Raw genomic sequence first — 15,988 nt, 5'->3', positions numbered from 1 at the left:
CTCCCTTCAGGCAATTGGCGACCAAAGCTTGCCGCGCTTGGCTGCGATATCGAGCCAGACGGCGAGGATAATGATGACCCAGGTCACGACGAACTGGACGTAGAATTCGAGGCCAGCCAGAAGCAGGCCGTTCTGGATGAACCCAAGGATCAGCACCCCGATCACGGTCTTGAAAATGGTGCCCGATCCCCCCAGCAAGGACGCGCCCCCAAGGATAACGGCGGCAAGGACCTCCAACTCCAGCCCCTGCCCCACGGTGTTTTGCGCACCCATGGTGCGGCTGGCCTGGATCAGGCCTGCCGTGGCCACGCAGAAGGCAGAGATCATGTAGGTGAAAAACACGATGCGCGCGCGCGGAATGCCCGAGAAGGTTGCCGCCGTGCCGTTGCCGCCCACGGCGTAGACCTTGCGACCGAAAGGAGTCTTCGCCAGCAATATGCCGAGAAATGCCGCAAGCAGACCGAAAATCAGAACCGGCACCGGAATGCCCATGGCCGTGCCGCGCCCGAAAACATCGAACCAGGTGGCGCTCTGGTTGGCGATATCCATGTTCTGCCCGCCGGAATAAGTCAGCGTCAGGCCGTGGATGGCCGATAACATCCCCAGCGTCACAATCAGCGAATTCAGCCTGAGGTAGCCGATCAGAAACCCGTTGATCGCCCCCAGGCACAGGGTCGCGGCGAACATGGCTGGGATCGCTAGGGCCGGACCGAATGCGGGGTTCTCATGCAGGTCCAGGACAACGATGGCCGAGAAAGACAACATGGACCCCACGGACAGATCAAGATTTCCGCCGATCACCACAAATGTCACCCCAAGGGCCATGACGCCGAGGATGGCCGAGGACCGAACAACACCGAAGACATTGTTGGGCTCGATGAACCGTGGGTTCCACAAGGTGAACCCGATCATGAACGCGATAAACGCGATCAGAATGCCTTGACGCGCCAGAACCCCTCCGATGGACCTCATATTCAATTCAGGCATCGCCTGTCCCCCCTTCGACCCTTCGGCCCGAGAAACCTGACCACGGGTCAGGCGCCCTTCTTCGTCAAACCAGCGTCATCCCGCCGTCGATCATAACGATCTGGCCGGTCATGTAATCGCTTGCCCGCGACGCCAGAAACGTCGTGGTGCCGGTGATATCCGCAGGCACGGCGACGCGTCCCTTCAAGATCTCACTCGAGAATTCTTCCATCGCCTGCCCCGGTCGATCCGAGGCGCCGATCTCCATCAAGTCGCGATCGACCTGATCCCACATCTCAGTCGCCACGACGCCGGGGGCGAACCCCGTCACCGTGATATCGTGCTTGGCCAGATCGCGGGCCGCGGATTGCGTCAGGCTGACCACGGCGAATTTCGATGCGCAATAGGGTGCGACGTTGTCGAAGCCCTGCCGCGACGCGATGGAGGCCGTGTTGATGATCTTGCCTCCGCCGCCCTGTGCCACCATCTGCTTGGCCGCTTCCTGAATCCCGATCAGACACCCAAGGCCGTTGACGTCCATGATCATGTGCCAGTTCTCCTCGGTCACATCGAGCAGGTTCATTGGCCGGTTGATCCCCGCATTATTGAACATGACATCCAGCCGTCCGAACTGCGCGACGGTCTGTGCGATCATGGATGCGACCTGTGCGCGGTCGCGGACATCGACGCTTGCGGCCATGACGCGGGACCGATCATCCAGGCGCGCCGCGTTTGCGTTGGCGACCTGTTCGACTTCGGCGGTATTCACATCGGCAAAGCATACAGATGCCCCTGCATCCAGCAGCGCCTCACCAATTGCGCGTCCGATCCCGCGGGCGGCCCCCGTCACGATACAGGTGCGCGCCTCGACCCCTTGAGGTTCTGCCAAGGCACACCCCCAATCTCTTTCTAGTGTCGGAAAAAGGGCCCGACCACTTGTGGCCGAGCCCCATGAAGTGGTTCTGGATCAGAAGACCGGGCGGTCGTAGTCGCCCATGTTTTCCTGGGTAATCTTCGGCGTGTCGAAGTAGTTCAGGAACGGCACCTCTTCGCCGGCCAATACATCCAGTGCTGTCTGAAGCGCGGCTTCCGCATCGTCCACCGGCGACTGGTAGATCGAGCCCCAGTATTCGCCCCGCCCCATCGCGTCATAGCCGACGGCGAAGTTGGTGGCGCCCACAAAGGTGATGTCTTCAACGCGGCCCGCTGCAATTGCGGCGTTCATGGCGCCCACGCCCATGTTGTCATCGCCGGAATAGACGCCGTCGATGTCATCATACTGGACAAGGAACGCCTCCATCACGCGCTGCGCATCCTCCCGGTTCCAGTTGCCAGGCTGGCTTTCGACCAGCGTCACGTTGGGGCAGACTTCCGGCAGACGCTGCTCGAAGCCCTCTGCCCGTTCGATCGCCGTGGTGTAGCCGGGCTGGCCGGTGATCTGCACAATCTGCGCTTCATCCTGAATGCCCAGATCGGTGAACCGCTCACACATGATTTCGGCGGCACGCGAGCCTTGGGTGATATTGTCAGGACCCGAGAAAGAGGCGACGAACTCGAACCCCGGCTCGGCGATGTTGGAGTTGGTGATAATCACCGGAATGCCCGCCTGATAAGCCTCGCGCACGGCGGGAATGACAGCCTCGCCGTTGGTGGGCCAAATGATCATGGCATCGACTTCCTGCTGCACCAGATCCTGGATCTGCGCAATCTGACGCGCCACATCGCCGCCTGCGTCAAGAACGACAATCTCGACATCGGGGTTGGCTTCGGCGGCGGCGATGAACGCCTGCTCGTATGTCGTCTGGTAGCTGTCGACGCCGACGTTGTTCTGCGTGATGCCGATCGTGATCGTCTGTGCTGACGCAGCGGATGCAAGAAGTGCGGCCGTGCATGTCATCGCGAATTTCGACTTGTAAGACATTTTGTTCCTCCCTGGAGCATTCTGAGGGTTGCCGCGTCGATCCTCAAACGGGAATCGACTGACGCAACCGACCTTCATTGCAACCCAATTCCAAAAACGCCGAACCGTGTAATTTTATCCAAAATGAATGACTCGACATCCAAAATGGATATTCTTTCGGTACCACATCCGCACCAATCTGGACAATTTAAGAGGCTCAGCGATGAAAAAGCCACCTGCCAAACCCACCAAACCCCGTCGTAAGAAGTACATGCAACAGCACACCGCCAAAGATATCCGTTATGGACAAAAAGCCGTGCCGCAAATCGCGACGGGTGCAGGCGGTGTGGCCTTGGCGGACCTTGACCGCGTGGCGAACTTCCTGGAGCAAGCCTTTGTCGAGATTGATACTTTGCTTGATCCCAACACCCGCAATCCGCATCTCCACATGATCCTGCACCTGCTGCGCGGCCACATCGAAGGTCGGCTTGTATCCGCCTCTTCCATGGTCTCCGCTGCGGGCGTTCCCTACGCGACCGCCGTGCGCAAGCTTGCCGATATCCAGGCCAATGGGCTGGTCGAACAACGCCCCCGAACGAAAACGGGTAAAAGCTTCTCCCTTCATCCAAGCGCGCTTTTGTTGACGCAGTTCCAGCAGCTTGCCGATCGGATCGACCGCATCGCAAGCACGACGTTGGGCGAAAGCCCGCAGACCCGGGCCAAGCAAGACTACTTTTTCGGCGGCTCTTATGTGCCCGGTCAGTCCACGATCCCGCCGCTGGCGGTGCGCCAACGCCCCCTGAAACTGGCGGGCGGTCTGCGCATTCTGGTGCACGTCGACCCGACATTCATGGTGATGGACAACCTCAAACGGCAGTTTGATCAAATCGTCGGCACGAACATCCATCAGCGCGCCTTCTCCATCGATCGGCTGCGCGAAGAGGCGCTGCGCAATGCCGACCGAAAGAAAAGCAGCTATGACCTGATCGCCGTGGATCTTCCGTGGATAGGTGAGTTCATCGACAAGGGCGTGATCCGCCCCCTGCCCGAAGTCATGGATATCGACCGGCTGGACCCCAATGATTTTCACACCGCTGGCTGGCGCGCGGCCCACTGGGGCGGCGTGCCTTGTGGCGTGCCCAGTCAAACCACGCCCGAATTGATGTTTTTCCGGAAAGACTGGTTCGCGCAGGCGGGCCTGAACCCACCGGCAACAATCGAGGATGTCATCACGGCGGCGCGGCATTTCCACGATCCGCAAAACGGCAACTACGGCATTGCCTGGAATGCGGCGCGGGGCACCGCCTTGGGCCACACGTTCATGATGACTTGTGCCGCGTTCGGCCAGCCCATCATAGATCTCCCCCCCAGGGCTGGCGGGTTCGACACCGACATCCTGGCACGCGGCGGTTTTCGCCCGATGTTCGACACGCCGCAGGCGCGCGCCGCCGCAGAATATCTGCTGGAACTGCTGCAATATTCGCCCCCCGACATCCTTTCCATGTCCTGGTACGAGCGGGTCCGCCCCTACGCCGCCGGCAAGGTCGCCATGGCCTATGGCTACACGCTTCTTGCCCCCTATTTCGAGCTGGACGAGACATGCTCGGCCCACGGCAACACGGGCTACCTGCCGCATCCCCATGGGCGCGATGGGGGGGCGATTGCGCCGGTGGGCGGCTATGCCTTCTGCATCCCGTCCAATCTGGCCGAGGAACGCGTGCCGGAAGCCGTGGAGGCGCTTGTCACCTTTACCTCACCGGGCGCGCAAAAGCTTTATGTTCAAAACGGTAGCCGCACCTCACCGCGCTATTCCGTTGCCGCTGACCCGGAAGTGCGGCGCCTGTCACCCATTTTCGACGCGGTGGACCAGATGTCCTGGCGCGACGAGCTACAATTCTGGCCGCGCCCGCCGATCCCCCAGATCTCGGACATCGTCCAGATCTGCGGGCACGAGCTTCACGACATGCTGCGAGGCATCGCGACGCCAGCCGATGCGCTGGCCCGCGTGCAGGCGCGCACCGAAGACCTCATGCGACATACAAAACACTAGACCAATGCAACAGGCCAACACATCAGGGAGGAAACCATGGACCCCAATCGCCTCAGCGGGAAGAACATTCTCATCACCGGTGCCGGACGTGGCATGGGCGCGGCCAATGCCGAAAGCTATGCCGCGCAAGGCGCGAATGTCTGCCTCGGCGATCTGGACGAAGCCGCCGCCCAAGAGATGGCCGACAAGATCAACGCGGCCGGGAATGGCCGCGCGATTGCGGTACAGATGGATGTCACCAAACGCGAAGACAACGCAGCCGCCGTGGCCGCTACAGTCGACGCGTTCGGGTCGATCAATGTCGGCCTGTTCAACGCGGGCCTGAACAAACCCCGGTTCTTCATGGATATCGATGAAGACAACTGGGATTTGATCATGAACGTTAACACCAAGGCGATGTGGTTGGGGATGCAGGAAACCGCCCGCCAGATGATCGCCCAGGGCCCGATGGAAGACCATCCCTACAAGATCATCAACGTGGGCTCCATCGCATCGCGCAAACCTCTGCTGGATGTCACCGTCTACTGCACCTCGAAATATGGCGTGCTGGCGCTGACCCATTGCGGCGCGCTTGGGCTGTCAGAGCATAACATCACCGTCAACGGGTACGCCCCCGGCGTCGTCGTGACCCCGCTATGGGAACAGCTGGACAAAGACCTGGTGGATATCGGCTTCAAGGACAAAGAGGGCCAGGCCTACGAGGACATCGTGCGCGACGCGCTGCAGATCAAGCGCGTGTCCTATCCCAAGGACATCGTCGGCACCGCCTCGTTCCTCGCGTCCGACGACAGCGATTACATGACAGGCCAAATGATCCACATCGATGGCGGTTGGTGCATCCAGTAACGCCGCCGCCCATCGCAAGCCATTGAAGCAACGGGGGCATCTGGCCCCCGAAGGAGTGACCCCATGTCAGACCGTCCCGGAAATGCCCTTATGCCCAACCTGCTGACGCCCCAGGATCTGGAGCCGAACTGGGAATGGCGAGAGAAGATCCCCGCCTGGGGTCACATGTCCGTCGATTTCGAGAACCGCGTCGACCACGACCGCCTGCGCCGCTACCGTCTGGCACGCACGCGGCAGTCGCTGAAGGCGTCGAACGCCGGTACGCTGCTGCTGTTCGACGTGAACAACATCCGCTACGTCAGCGCCACAAAGATCGGCGAATGGGAACGGGACAAGATGTGCCGCTTCTGCCTGCTGACCGGTGACGACAGCCCCTATGTCTGGGACTTTGGATCAGCTGCCGTCCACCACAAGCGCTACTCCGACTGGCTGGAGCCTGACCATTGCCTTGCGGGCGTCGTCGGCATGCGCGGCACCATCCCGCCGGAATTCGGGCTGATGAAGAAATACGCCAAGATGATCGCGCAGCTGATCAAGGATGCCGGTATGGCCGACATGCCCGTGGGCGTGGATTATGCCGAAACCGCCATGTTCCATGCGCTGCAAGAGGAAGGCATCAACGTGGTCGATGGCCAGCAGATCATGCTGGCGGCGCGAGAGATCAAGAACTGGGACGAGATCCAGTTGCTGACCCAGGCCGCCGCGATGGTCGATGGCGTCTACCACATGATCTACGAGGAACTGAAACCCGGCGTGCGCGAGAATGATATCGTCGCGCTGTCCAACAAGATGCTCTACGAAATGGGCTCGGACGATGTGGAGGCGATCAACGCCATCTCGGGCGAACGCTGCAACCCGCATCCCCACAATTTCACCGACAGGCTCATCCGCCCCGGCGATCAGGCGTTCTTTGACATCCTGCAATCCTATCAGGGCTATCGGACATGCTACTACCGGACCTTCAACGTGGGCCGCGCAACGCCGTCCCAAAACGACGCCTATGTGAAGGCGCGCGAATGGATCGACGCCTCGATCGCGATGATCAAGCCGGGTGTCAGCACCGACAAGGTGGCCGAGGTCTGGCCCACCGCCGAAAGCCTGGGCTTCCCCAATGAGGACGCCGCCTTCGGTCTGCAATTCGGACACGGTCTGGGACTGGCGCTGCACGAGCGGCCCATCATCAGTCGCGCGGTCAGCCTCGATCATCCGATGGAGATCAAGACCGGCATGGTCTTCGCGCTGGAAACCTACTGCCCGGCAACCGACGGCTACTCTGCCGCTCGGATCGAGGAAGAGGTCGTGGTGACGGAAACCGGATGTGAAGTGATCAGCCTGTTCCCGGCGGAAGAGCTGCCGATCGCGAACCGATATTGAGGCTGCTCAAGCTTGAGCAAACGGCTAAGTCTCTGAAAAACATGACTTTCGCCAAAAAATTAACCTTATGTTAAGGTCCTGCCCCGACCGGCCCGACGGCAGGGACTGGGGCCGCGCCGCCGGGCAGACAGGGAGTTGACCATGGCAAAAAGCGCCAAGACGCCGAAAGGCAAGACAAACGCCGAGGATTACTTGCAGATGTATCGCCAGATGGTCCGCATCCGCACGTTCGAGGACACCGCCAACCAGCTCTATCTGTCCGCGAAAATGCCGGGCCTCACCCACATGTATTCGGGTGAGGAAGCGGTGGCGGTGGGCATCTGCGAGGCGTTGACGGACGACGACAAGATCACCTCCACCCACCGGGGGCATGGCCATTGCGTCGCCAAGGGCGCGAACTTCAAAGAGATGTTCTGCGAGCTTCTGGGCAAGGAAGAAGGCTACTGTCGCGGCAAGGGCGGGTCCATGCACATCGCGGACCAAAGCCACGGCAACCTTGGCGCAAATGCCATTGTGGGCGGCTCCATGGGGATTGCCACGGGATCGGCCCTGCGCGCGAAGTTGCAGGGCAAGGATGACGTGACGGTGTGCTTCTTTGGTGACGGGGCCACGGCGCAGGGGCTGCTTTACGAGGTCATGAACATGGCCGCCCTGTGGAACCTGCCCGTCATCTATGCCTGCGAAAACAACGGCTATTCGGAATACACCAAGACCGAGGAGATCGCCGCAGGCTCCATCACCGCGCGGGCCGAGGCCTTCGGGATCGAGGCCTTCAAGGTCGACGGGCAAGACGTGCTGGCGGTCAATGACCTGACCCAAAAGCTGGTCGCGCGCTGTCGCAAAGGCGAAGGGCCGTTCTTTATCGAGTTGGAAACCTATCGCTACCACGGCCACCACGTGGGCGACATCAACCGCGAGTACTACCGCACCAAGGACGAGGAAAAGGATTGGAAAACCAATCGTGACCCCATCATCCGCTTCCGGTCGTGGCTGGTCAGCGAGGGCATTGCCACGGACGAAGACATCGACGCGATGAACGCCGAGATTGAACAAGACGCCGCCCAAGCCGTCGCCTATGCCGAGGCCGCCGCCTACCCGGACGGATCCGAAGTCACCCAGCACGTCTACGCGGATTGAGGAGAACCTGATATGCGAGAGATCACCCTGTCCCAGGCCGTGAACGAAGCCATCGCCGAGGAAATGCGCCGAGACGAGACCGTCTTCCTGCTTGGTGAAGACGTGGCCGAGGCCGGAACGCCCTTCAAGGTGCTGTCAGGTCTTGTAGAAGAATTCGGCACCGAGCGTGTGATCGACACGCCGATTGCGGAGCCCGGCTTCATGGGCATCGCCGTGGGCGCGGCGATGACCGGCGCGCGGCCCATCGTCGACCTGATGTTTGGCGATTTCATTTTCCTGATCATGGATCAGCTGTGCAATCAGGCCGCCAAGACCCACTACATGTCGGGCGGCAAGTTGAATGTGCCGCTGGTTCTGCGCACCAACCTTGGCGCGACCCGCCGATCCGCCGCGCAGCATTCGCAAAGCTTGCAGGCGCTGGTGGCGCATATTCCCGGGTTGAAAGTGGCCATGCCCTCTTCGGCCTATGAGGCGAAGGGCCTGATGAAAAGCGCGATCCGCGACAACAACCCCGTCGTGATTTTCGAAGACAAGCTTATGTATCAGGACAAGGCGGAGGTGCCTGAAGAGGAATACCTGATCCCCTTCGGCGTCGGCAATGTGAAGCGCAAGGGCCGCGACATCACCCTGATCGCCACCTCGTCGATGGTTCAGGTGGCCGAGAAAGCCGCCGACATCCTAAGCGCTGAGGGGATCGAGGCCGAGGTCATCGACCCGCGCACCATCGTGCCGCTGGACGAGGATTTGTTGATCGAAAGCGTCAAGAAGACGAGCCGCGCCATCGTGATTGATGAGGGGCATCAAAGCTATGGCGTGACCTCTGAAATTGCCAGCCGCCTGAATGAAAAGGCGTTCTACCACCTGGATGCGCCGGTCACGCGCATGGGGGCGATGGATGTGCCGGTGCCGTTTTCGCCCGCGCTGGAGGATTTGACCGTACCGACACCCGAAACCGTGGCTGCCAAGGCGCGGCTGCTTTGCGGCGGGGAGTTGATTGATGCCGCATGACGTGACGATGCCCCAGCTTGGCATGGCGCAGGATGCGGGCAAGATCGTGTCCTGGCTGAAGGCCGAGGGCGACGAAGTGGCCAAGGGTGATGCGCTGTTGGAGGTGGAGACCGACAAGGCCGTGATGGAGGTTGAGGCGCAGGCTTCGGGCTATTTGACGGGGGTGTCGGCGGCGGCCGGTGCCGATGTGCCCGTGGGCCAGGTGATTGCCCGGATCAGTGAAAGCGCCGATGCGCCGGATGCGACCCCTGCATCCGATGTGCCGGAAGCCCCCGGAGCCGACGGCGCATTGCCCGATGGCAAAGAGATCACCATGCCGCAATTGGGCATGGCCCAGGATAGTGCCGTTCTGATCGGCTGGCACGCGGCGCCCGGTGACGCCGTAGATGCGGACGATATCCTGTTCGAGGTCGAGACCGACAAGAGCACCATGGAGGTCCCGGCGGGCACCAGTGGGTTCCTTGCCGCCACGCTGGCCGCGCCGGGCGACGATGTGCCTGTCGGCGTTGCCGTGGCCATCATCTCGGCCAAGAAGCCCGACGCCCCCGTGGCGCGTGGCGTGGCCGGGGCGACCAGGGCCCCGGTCGCCGACATACCCGCCGAGACCGCAGATGCCGCTGCCCCGAAAGCGCCGCCTGCGTCTGAACCGGCCCCCGCGTCCAAACCGGGGCCCTGGCCCCCCGTGGCCCCTGCGCCCGACGGCAAGATCCTCGCCTCGCCCAAGGCGCGGCGGCTGGCCCGCGAACGCGGCCTCGACCTGGCGCGGTTGGTCGCGGCGGGTCATCCGCAACCCTACCATGTTGCCGATCTGGAGGCCTTGGCAGTCCTTCCCGTCGACGCCCCCGCCCCCATCCCGGCGTCAGGGATGCAACTGACGGCCAGCATTGCAACGGACGGATTGGCCGAGTTCGCGACCTGGGCGGCGCAGGCCCATGGTCTGACCGACGCCAATGCGCTTTTGGCGGGCCTTGCCGGGGCCAGCCTGCCCGACCGGAAGGGGGCCACCGTCGCGATTTCTCGCCACGGCACCTTGAGGGGCTACGACGTGCCCTCTTCAAGGGCGCTGTCGCAGGTCGCGCCCTCGGACACGGCCCCGGACCTGAGCGTTCGCGATTTGCGCGGCACGGCCCTGCGCAGAGCCTCGATCGGCGTGGAAGAAACACCGGTGCTGACGCTGACGAGCGCGCAGGACGGCGGCCTGACGCTGACGCTGGAATGCGGACCGGATCAATTGGCCCCGGATCAGGCCATTCACCTTCTCACCCAATTCGCAGCCCGGATGGAGCAACCGCTCCACCACCTGCTTTGACCCACTGACTTCAGCGATCGGACACCGGACATGGACTACACAGACCTTTACATCAACGGCACCTGGCACAAGGGCGCGGAACGGTTCGACGTGATCAATCCAGCCACCGAAGAGGTCCTGGCCTCCGTCGCCTCGGCCGATATCGCGGATGCGGATGCCGCCCTCGACGCTGCCGAGGCCGCGATGGCCGACTGGGCCGCCCGCACGCCCCGCGCACGCTCGGAAGTGCTGCGCCGCGCGTGGGAGCTGATGACAGCCCGGCTGGAGGAGTTTGCCCACATCATCACGCTGGAAAACGGCAAGGCCCGCGCGGACGCCATGGGCGAGGCGACCTACGCGGCCGAGTTCTTCCGCTGGTTCGCCGAAGAGGCCGTGCGCGCCGACGGGATGATCACCCACGCGCCCGCCTCGGGTGCGCGCATCGTGGTGCAGCATAAGCCGGCAGGTCTTGCCGTGCTGGTCACGCCCTGGAATTACCCGGCGGCCATGGGGACGCGGAAGATCGCGCCCGCGCTGGCGGCGGGGTGCGGTGTGATCATCAAGCCCGCGTCCGAGACGCCGCTGACCATGCTGGCGCTGATGCCGCTGCTGGAGGAAGCGGGCGTGCCCAAGGGTCTGGTGAACGTCCTGCCGTCGAAGAAAACCGGCGCGCTGGTGGATCATATGCTGCACGATCCGCGCGTGCGCGTCGTCAGTTTCACCGGCTCCACCCCCGTGGGGCGCAAATTGCTGAAATCCGCCGCCGATCAGGTGCTGAAACCCGCTATGGAACTGGGCGGCAACGCCCCCTGCGTGGTGTTCGAGGATGCCGATCTGGAGGTTGCCGTCGAAGGTACGATGCTGGCCAAGATGCGCAACCTGGGCGAGGCCTGCACCGCCGCCAACCGCATCTACGTGCACGAGGACGTGGCAGAGGCCTTTACCCGCCGCCTGACCGAACGGATGAAAACGCTCAAGGTCGGCAATGGAACAGATCCGTCGGTGGACGTCGGCCCGCTGGTCAACGCGGACACCCGCGACAAGGTGGCACACTTCGTGGCCGATGCGATTGCCAAGGGCGCAAAGGTCGAATGCGGCGGGGTCACGCCAGACGGCAAGGGGTATTTCTACCCGCCCACGGTCCTGTCCAACGTGCCCGAGACCGCCGATTGCGTCCATGACGAGATTTTCGGACCGGTCGCCGCGATCCAGACCTTCACGGATCAGGACGACGTGATCCGCCGCGCCAACGACACCGAATACGGCCTGGTGGCCTATGTGTTCTCGGAAAACTTCAAGCGCGCGTTGCAGGTCTGCGAGCGGCTGGATTATGGCATGGTCGGCCTCAACCGGGGTTTGGTCAGCGATCCGGCGGCCCCTTTCGGCGGCGTGAAGCAATCGGGGTTGGGCCGCGAAGGCGGCCATGAGGGGATGCTTGAATTCATGGAAACTCAATATATTTCAGCTAGTTGGTAGGGGAAGTTCATGTCGGATGTCATCGCCAGCCCCTCTGTCCGCAAACGCGCCCAGGAGATGGGCGTTGACCTGGAGGCCCGGGCGAAATCGCTGGGGCGTCGAACGCTGGCCGCCGAAGACCTGGACGGGGGCCCGGCCCCGGCACAGGCGTCTGGGGGCGCGGCCTATTGGGACGTGGATCATGGGCAATACGGACCCGTCGCGGAAGAACCGCTAAGCCGGTTCGCACAGGTCACCGCGCGCAATCTTGCGGCGGCCCAGTCGCTGATCCCCGCTGTCACCCACCACGAGCGCGCGGACGTCAGCGCGTTGGAGGCATTTCGCCAATCCCTGAAGCCCGAAGCCCAGTCGCGCGGCGTGAAGCTGACGGCGCTGGCGTTCCACGTGGCCGCCCTTGCGCGGAGCCTGATCGCCTTCCCGCGCTTCAACGCCTCGCTCTCAGCCGATGGGCAGACGCTGGTGCTGAAGGGCTACGTGCATATCGGCATTGCCGTGGACACGCCCCACGGCCTGATGGTGCCGGTGATCCGCGATGCGGACACCAAGGGGCTTTGGCAAATCGCCACCGAGATCAACGATCTTGCCCACCGCGCGCAGGCCCGAAAGATCGGCCCGGACGAGATGGGCGGCGCTTCCATGACCATCACCAATCTGGGCGGTATCGGCGGCACGGCCTTCACGCCCATCGTCAACCCGCCAGAGGTCGCGATCCTTGGGATCACCCGGACCGAGACGGTGACGGTCTGGGACGGCGACACGCCGCGTCCCGTCCCGATGGCACCGCTGGATCTGAGCTATGACCACCGCGTGATCAACGGTGCCGATGCGGCGCGTTTCATGGTGCACTACAGGGACCTGATCGCTGATCCGCGCAGGATGCTGATCTAGCGGCGCGGGACACCGGAGGGCCGCCCAAGAGACGCCTAGGGGTTCGCGTACGCTTTGCGCGCCACGAGGGTGAGTGCGCCCCAGACGGCGCAGCGCAGGGCCATGGCGAAGACCGTCCTCATTTCATAGGCGCCGCCTTGGGCGACATGCAGACCAAAACCTGCAAAGACCAACACCGTCGCCAGGAAGATCAGGAGCGACAGGGCAAAAGCCCAACGCCGCCCCTGCCAAAGGCCGAAGCCCGCAACGATATAGGCCAGCCCGGCCAGCGCGTTGAATAACAGCACGAAATAGACGACCGCCCCCATGTCGAGCCCGTCCAGAAGCGTGGCCCCGCCGGAGACAACCGTCAAAAGGCCGAAAATGATCGCAGCGCCCCCGGCGATGCGCAGCGCGTTACTTTGCCTATTCATCGGGTCCGCCCTTCTTATCTGTCAAAAGCGCCATCTGCACATCGAGCAGGCGCAAACCCTCGGACACCAGGGCGAAGCCCCGCGCCCCAAGCGTCCAGCGGATTGCAACGCCCTGCACCAGAGCGGTCAGCAACATGGCGATATCCTCCGGGCTGACGTCGCGGCGCAGGGTGCCCTGCGCCTGGCTATCGCGGATCGTGGCAACAAGACGGCCCTGAAACGCGCCCAAAACGCCCCGAAACACGTCCCGAAGACCCTGGTTGTCGACCTGCAACTCTCGGGAAAACAGGATCGACGGCAGGGCGGGCGTTTCAGATATGGCGGCCAGTTGCGCGCCGATCAGCGCCTTCAGGCGCGCCTGCGGCCCCGTGCCCTTTTCCACAGCCTCACCCCGCGCAGCAACCTTGGCCTCAGCGGCGGCCCAGTCGGCTTGCAATCGCGCCGCGATATCCTCGGCAACTGCCAGCCAAAGCGCGGCCTTGGTAGGGAAGTGTCGAAAGATCGCGGGCTGGCTGATGCCAACGGCGCGCGCGACATCCGTGGTGCTTAACCGGTCTGGCCCGATCTCATCGGCCAGGCGCAGCACCTCGGCCACGATCTGCGCCTTGCGCTCTTCCGTGCTTTGACGACCACCCATGCATCACCTCTTGTTAGTTATAACTCACTAACTTATACTGCCGGTATAAGCAACCCTGCCCCGCGTTGCTTCCGATCGACCGAAAGGACCCCGGACATGTCTACCACACCCGCCGTCACCGGATATTCGCGCCTTCAGATCATCTTGCATTGGCTCGTCTTCCCGCTGATCGCGCAGCAATACATCTTCAAGGACGCGATGTCCGCCGCCTGGGATCGCCTGGCCGAGGGGCTGGGGGCCACGTTCGATCCGCTTGTGCTCGCCCATGTGGCGGGCGGTGCGCTGATCCTGATTTTCGCGCTGTGGCGGCTGATGCTGCGTGCCCGTCGCGGCGTGCCCCCGGCGATCGAGGCCACCAAGGTGCAGGGTATCGTGGCAAAGCTGACCCATGTCGGGCTTTACGCCCTGATGATCCTGATGCCGGTCAGCGGGGCTGTTGCGTGGATTGGCGGGGTCGAGGCGGCGGCCCAGGGGCACAACGTGATGAAGATCATCCTTCTGGCGCTGCTCGCCTTACATATCGTGGGTGCCCTGTATCACCAGGTCGTGCTGCGCGACGGAACGCTGGCGCGCATGCGGCGGGCGCAGGGCTGATCCCATTCGACTGGCCCCCCTCCTCGCGCTGCCGCCCATCGCCCTCGGGATCGCCGCTGCGGCCTGGATGATCGCCTCGGCCCCGGGCCCCGCACAGATCGACGGGCGCCCGCCCGCCCTGCCCGTTCGGGTGATGACCGTGGCGCAAGAAGATATCCGGCCCACTGCCGCCGTCTGGGGCAACCTGCGCGCCGCCGAGACATGGGTGGCCGTGGCCGAGGTGCAGGGCGAAGTGATCTGGCGCCATCCCGATCTGGAGCCGGGCCGCCTGATCCCCGCCGGGACCGAGGTCTTGCGCATCGACCCGGCCGACTACGAACTGGCCCTGGCCCAGTCCCAGGCCGATCTTGCAGCGCTGGAGGCCGAGGGGGCGCAACTGATCGCCGAGACGGCGAACACGGCCCGCATTCTGGAGCTTGAACGCGAACGACTGGCGCTGGCCGACCAACACCCCGACATCTGGCAAGCCTATGCCGCCCTTGGCAAAGCCTGCGCGACTGAGGGCCCGTTGAGCGACCGTGAAAAGCGGCTTGTGAAGCTGGCGTTGGCCGTTGGTGCAAGTTCCGAAGGTGCAGTCCACTCCCATGCCCGGCGCGCCCGTTCCGAAAACATCCCCGAGGACGCGATCGCCCAAGTGGCACTACTTGCGATCGGACCGCTTGGCCTGCCCCACGCCGTGGCGGCGAAGAACTGGATCGAGGATGGCAAACCCTGAGCTACGGCTATTTCAGATGATCGGACTGACCCCGAAAAGCCAGGGATGAGCCCACAAGGGCAGACCATATAGCAGGCCTGCGCAGATCACCCGGGCGGCGGTGTCCGGGGAAACCGCTATCCCGCCTGCCCGCGGGACACTCTGCATCTTGTGCTGTAGGCTGTGCCAGGCGGGGCCCATCTGGCGCCGTCGGCGGCGGTCAATGATCCGGTGACCCAAGGCTGCAAATCCGCCGAACATGCCGAACAGCAAGACATGCGCGAGATCCCCGTTCGGCACCATATGCGCAAAGGCCCAGAGACCCAGCGCCAGCAAAAGCGGGTGCCGCGACACCCGCACCACGCCGGGGCGCGCAGGATCGAACGCCTCGTTTTGCGTTCCTCCAAAGGAAAACGGATTGGGGCGCGCGATGCACAGGGCCAGCAGCAGACACAAAAGGCCCATCACCCCTAGAACAAGGTGGTTTTGCCATGGCGCCCAAGGCCACAGGGGAATGAACGGGGCGCGCCCGGCCGCCCCGATCACCCATGCCAGCACCGCGAGGGACAGCAGCGAATAGGCCGCCGTGAACCCCGATTGACCCAGCCCCTGAACAAGTGAGGCGCGTATACGGGGGCGCACAGGCACGGAGTGGCTGACGAAAAACGCAAGGATCGCCAGGATGTATTCCGCCCAAGCCATGACCCCGCCCACCGG

Annotated in this window: 16 protein-coding genes; 10 read left to right on the top strand and 6 right to left on the bottom strand. The window is 63.2% G+C overall.

Annotated elements, in window-relative coordinates; translation table 11 throughout:
• Positions 1-6: 6 nt before the first annotated feature.
• From KUL25_RS04220 to KUL25_RS04210, 3 genes are all read right to left on the bottom strand, one after another.
• On the bottom strand, positions 7-987 hold the full coding sequence (locus tag KUL25_RS04220; protein WP_257891794.1) for an ABC transporter permease: 981 nt from the start codon (positions 985-987) through the stop codon (positions 7-9).
• Between the two features lie 64 nt (positions 988-1,051).
• Positions 1,052-1,855 carry an SDR family oxidoreductase gene (locus KUL25_RS04215; protein WP_257891793.1) on the bottom strand — a complete coding sequence of 268 codons (804 nt, stop codon included), beginning with the start codon at positions 1,853-1,855 and terminating at the stop codon, positions 1,052-1,054.
• 78 nt (positions 1,856-1,933) lie between these two features.
• Entirely contained in the window at positions 1,934-2,887 is a 954-nt protein-coding gene (locus KUL25_RS04210; protein WP_257891792.1) for a sugar ABC transporter substrate-binding protein, read from the bottom strand.
• Between the two features lie 202 nt (positions 2,888-3,089).
• Here KUL25_RS04210 and KUL25_RS04205 point away from each other — a divergent pair, with 202 nt between their 5' ends.
• The 8 genes from KUL25_RS04205 (at position 3,090) to KUL25_RS04170 (ending at position 12,933) form a co-directional block, all read left to right on the top strand.
• Positions 3,090-4,916, top strand: coding sequence for an ABC transporter substrate-binding protein (locus KUL25_RS04205; RefSeq protein ID WP_257891791.1), 1,827 nt, complete (start codon positions 3,090-3,092; stop codon positions 4,914-4,916).
• Between the two features lie 36 nt (positions 4,917-4,952).
• Complete coding sequence (locus KUL25_RS04200) at positions 4,953-5,762, top strand: SDR family NAD(P)-dependent oxidoreductase (RefSeq protein ID WP_257891790.1); 810 nt, start codon at positions 4,953-4,955, stop codon at positions 5,760-5,762.
• A gap of 63 nt (positions 5,763-5,825) precedes the next feature.
• Positions 5,826-7,136: a M24 family metallopeptidase gene (locus KUL25_RS04195; RefSeq protein WP_068355061.1), complete on the top strand. Its 1,311-nt coding sequence runs from the start codon at positions 5,826-5,828 to the stop codon at positions 7,134-7,136.
• A gap of 141 nt (positions 7,137-7,277) precedes the next feature.
• Positions 7,278-8,273, top strand: coding sequence for a thiamine pyrophosphate-dependent dehydrogenase E1 component subunit alpha (locus KUL25_RS04190; protein WP_257891789.1), 996 nt, complete (start codon positions 7,278-7,280; stop codon positions 8,271-8,273).
• A gap of 12 nt (positions 8,274-8,285) precedes the next feature.
• The gene (locus KUL25_RS04185) at positions 8,286-9,281 is read left to right on the top strand and encodes an alpha-ketoacid dehydrogenase subunit beta (protein WP_257891788.1); all 996 of its coding nucleotides are present in this window, start codon (positions 8,286-8,288) and stop codon (positions 9,279-9,281) included.
• Complete coding sequence (locus KUL25_RS04180) at positions 9,271-10,590, top strand: biotin/lipoyl-containing protein (protein ID WP_257891787.1); 1,320 nt, start codon at positions 9,271-9,273, stop codon at positions 10,588-10,590. Before KUL25_RS04185 ends, KUL25_RS04180 begins: the two co-directional genes overlap by 11 nt.
• A gap of 30 nt (positions 10,591-10,620) precedes the next feature.
• A complete protein-coding gene (locus KUL25_RS04175; RefSeq protein ID WP_257891786.1) occupies positions 10,621-12,045 on the top strand; it encodes an NAD-dependent succinate-semialdehyde dehydrogenase in 1,425 nt (474 codons plus the stop codon).
• A 9-nt stretch (positions 12,046-12,054) separates the two neighbouring features.
• Positions 12,055-12,933: a 2-oxo acid dehydrogenase subunit E2 gene (locus tag KUL25_RS04170; protein WP_257891785.1), complete on the top strand. Its 879-nt coding sequence runs from the start codon at positions 12,055-12,057 to the stop codon at positions 12,931-12,933.
• A 35-nt stretch (positions 12,934-12,968) separates the two neighbouring features.
• Here the strand turns inward: KUL25_RS04170 and KUL25_RS04165 are convergent, their stop codons facing one another.
• Both KUL25_RS04165 and KUL25_RS04160 read right to left on the bottom strand, forming a co-directional pair.
• Positions 12,969-13,346: a hypothetical protein gene (locus KUL25_RS04165; protein WP_257891784.1), complete on the bottom strand. Its 378-nt coding sequence runs from the start codon at positions 13,344-13,346 to the stop codon at positions 12,969-12,971.
• Positions 13,339-13,983 (bottom strand): TetR/AcrR family transcriptional regulator, encoded by a 645-nt coding sequence (locus KUL25_RS04160; RefSeq protein WP_257891783.1) that lies wholly within the window; start codon positions 13,981-13,983, stop codon positions 13,339-13,341. The genes KUL25_RS04165 and KUL25_RS04160 overlap by 8 nt, the downstream gene beginning before the upstream one ends.
• Positions 13,984-14,079: 96 nt before the next feature.
• On the opposite strand from KUL25_RS04160, the gene KUL25_RS04155 reads away from it, so the two are divergent.
• Both KUL25_RS04155 and KUL25_RS04150 read left to right on the top strand, forming a co-directional pair.
• Positions 14,080-14,577, top strand: a complete 498-nt coding sequence (locus tag KUL25_RS04155) for a cytochrome b (RefSeq protein ID WP_257891782.1) — start codon at positions 14,080-14,082, stop codon at positions 14,575-14,577.
• Positions 14,510-15,292, top strand: coding sequence for a carboxymuconolactone decarboxylase family protein (locus KUL25_RS04150; protein WP_257891781.1), 783 nt, complete (start codon positions 14,510-14,512; stop codon positions 15,290-15,292). The genes KUL25_RS04155 and KUL25_RS04150 overlap by 68 nt, the downstream gene beginning before the upstream one ends.
• Positions 15,293-15,304: 12 nt before the next feature.
• Here the strand turns inward: KUL25_RS04150 and KUL25_RS04145 are convergent, their stop codons facing one another.
• The gene (locus KUL25_RS04145; RefSeq protein ID WP_257891780.1) at positions 15,305-15,973 is read right to left on the bottom strand and encodes an NnrU family protein; all 669 of its coding nucleotides are present in this window, start codon (positions 15,971-15,973) and stop codon (positions 15,305-15,307) included.
• Between the last annotated feature and the right edge of the window lie 15 nt (positions 15,974-15,988).

Origin of the sequence: Gymnodinialimonas phycosphaerae (assembly GCF_019195455.1) — a bacterium.
GTDB classification, from domain to species: domain Bacteria; phylum Pseudomonadota; class Alphaproteobacteria; order Rhodobacterales; family Rhodobacteraceae; genus Gymnodinialimonas; species Gymnodinialimonas phycosphaerae.
The sequence above is the reverse complement of the archived record's forward strand: the minus strand, read 5'-3'. Positions and strand labels throughout refer to the sequence as shown.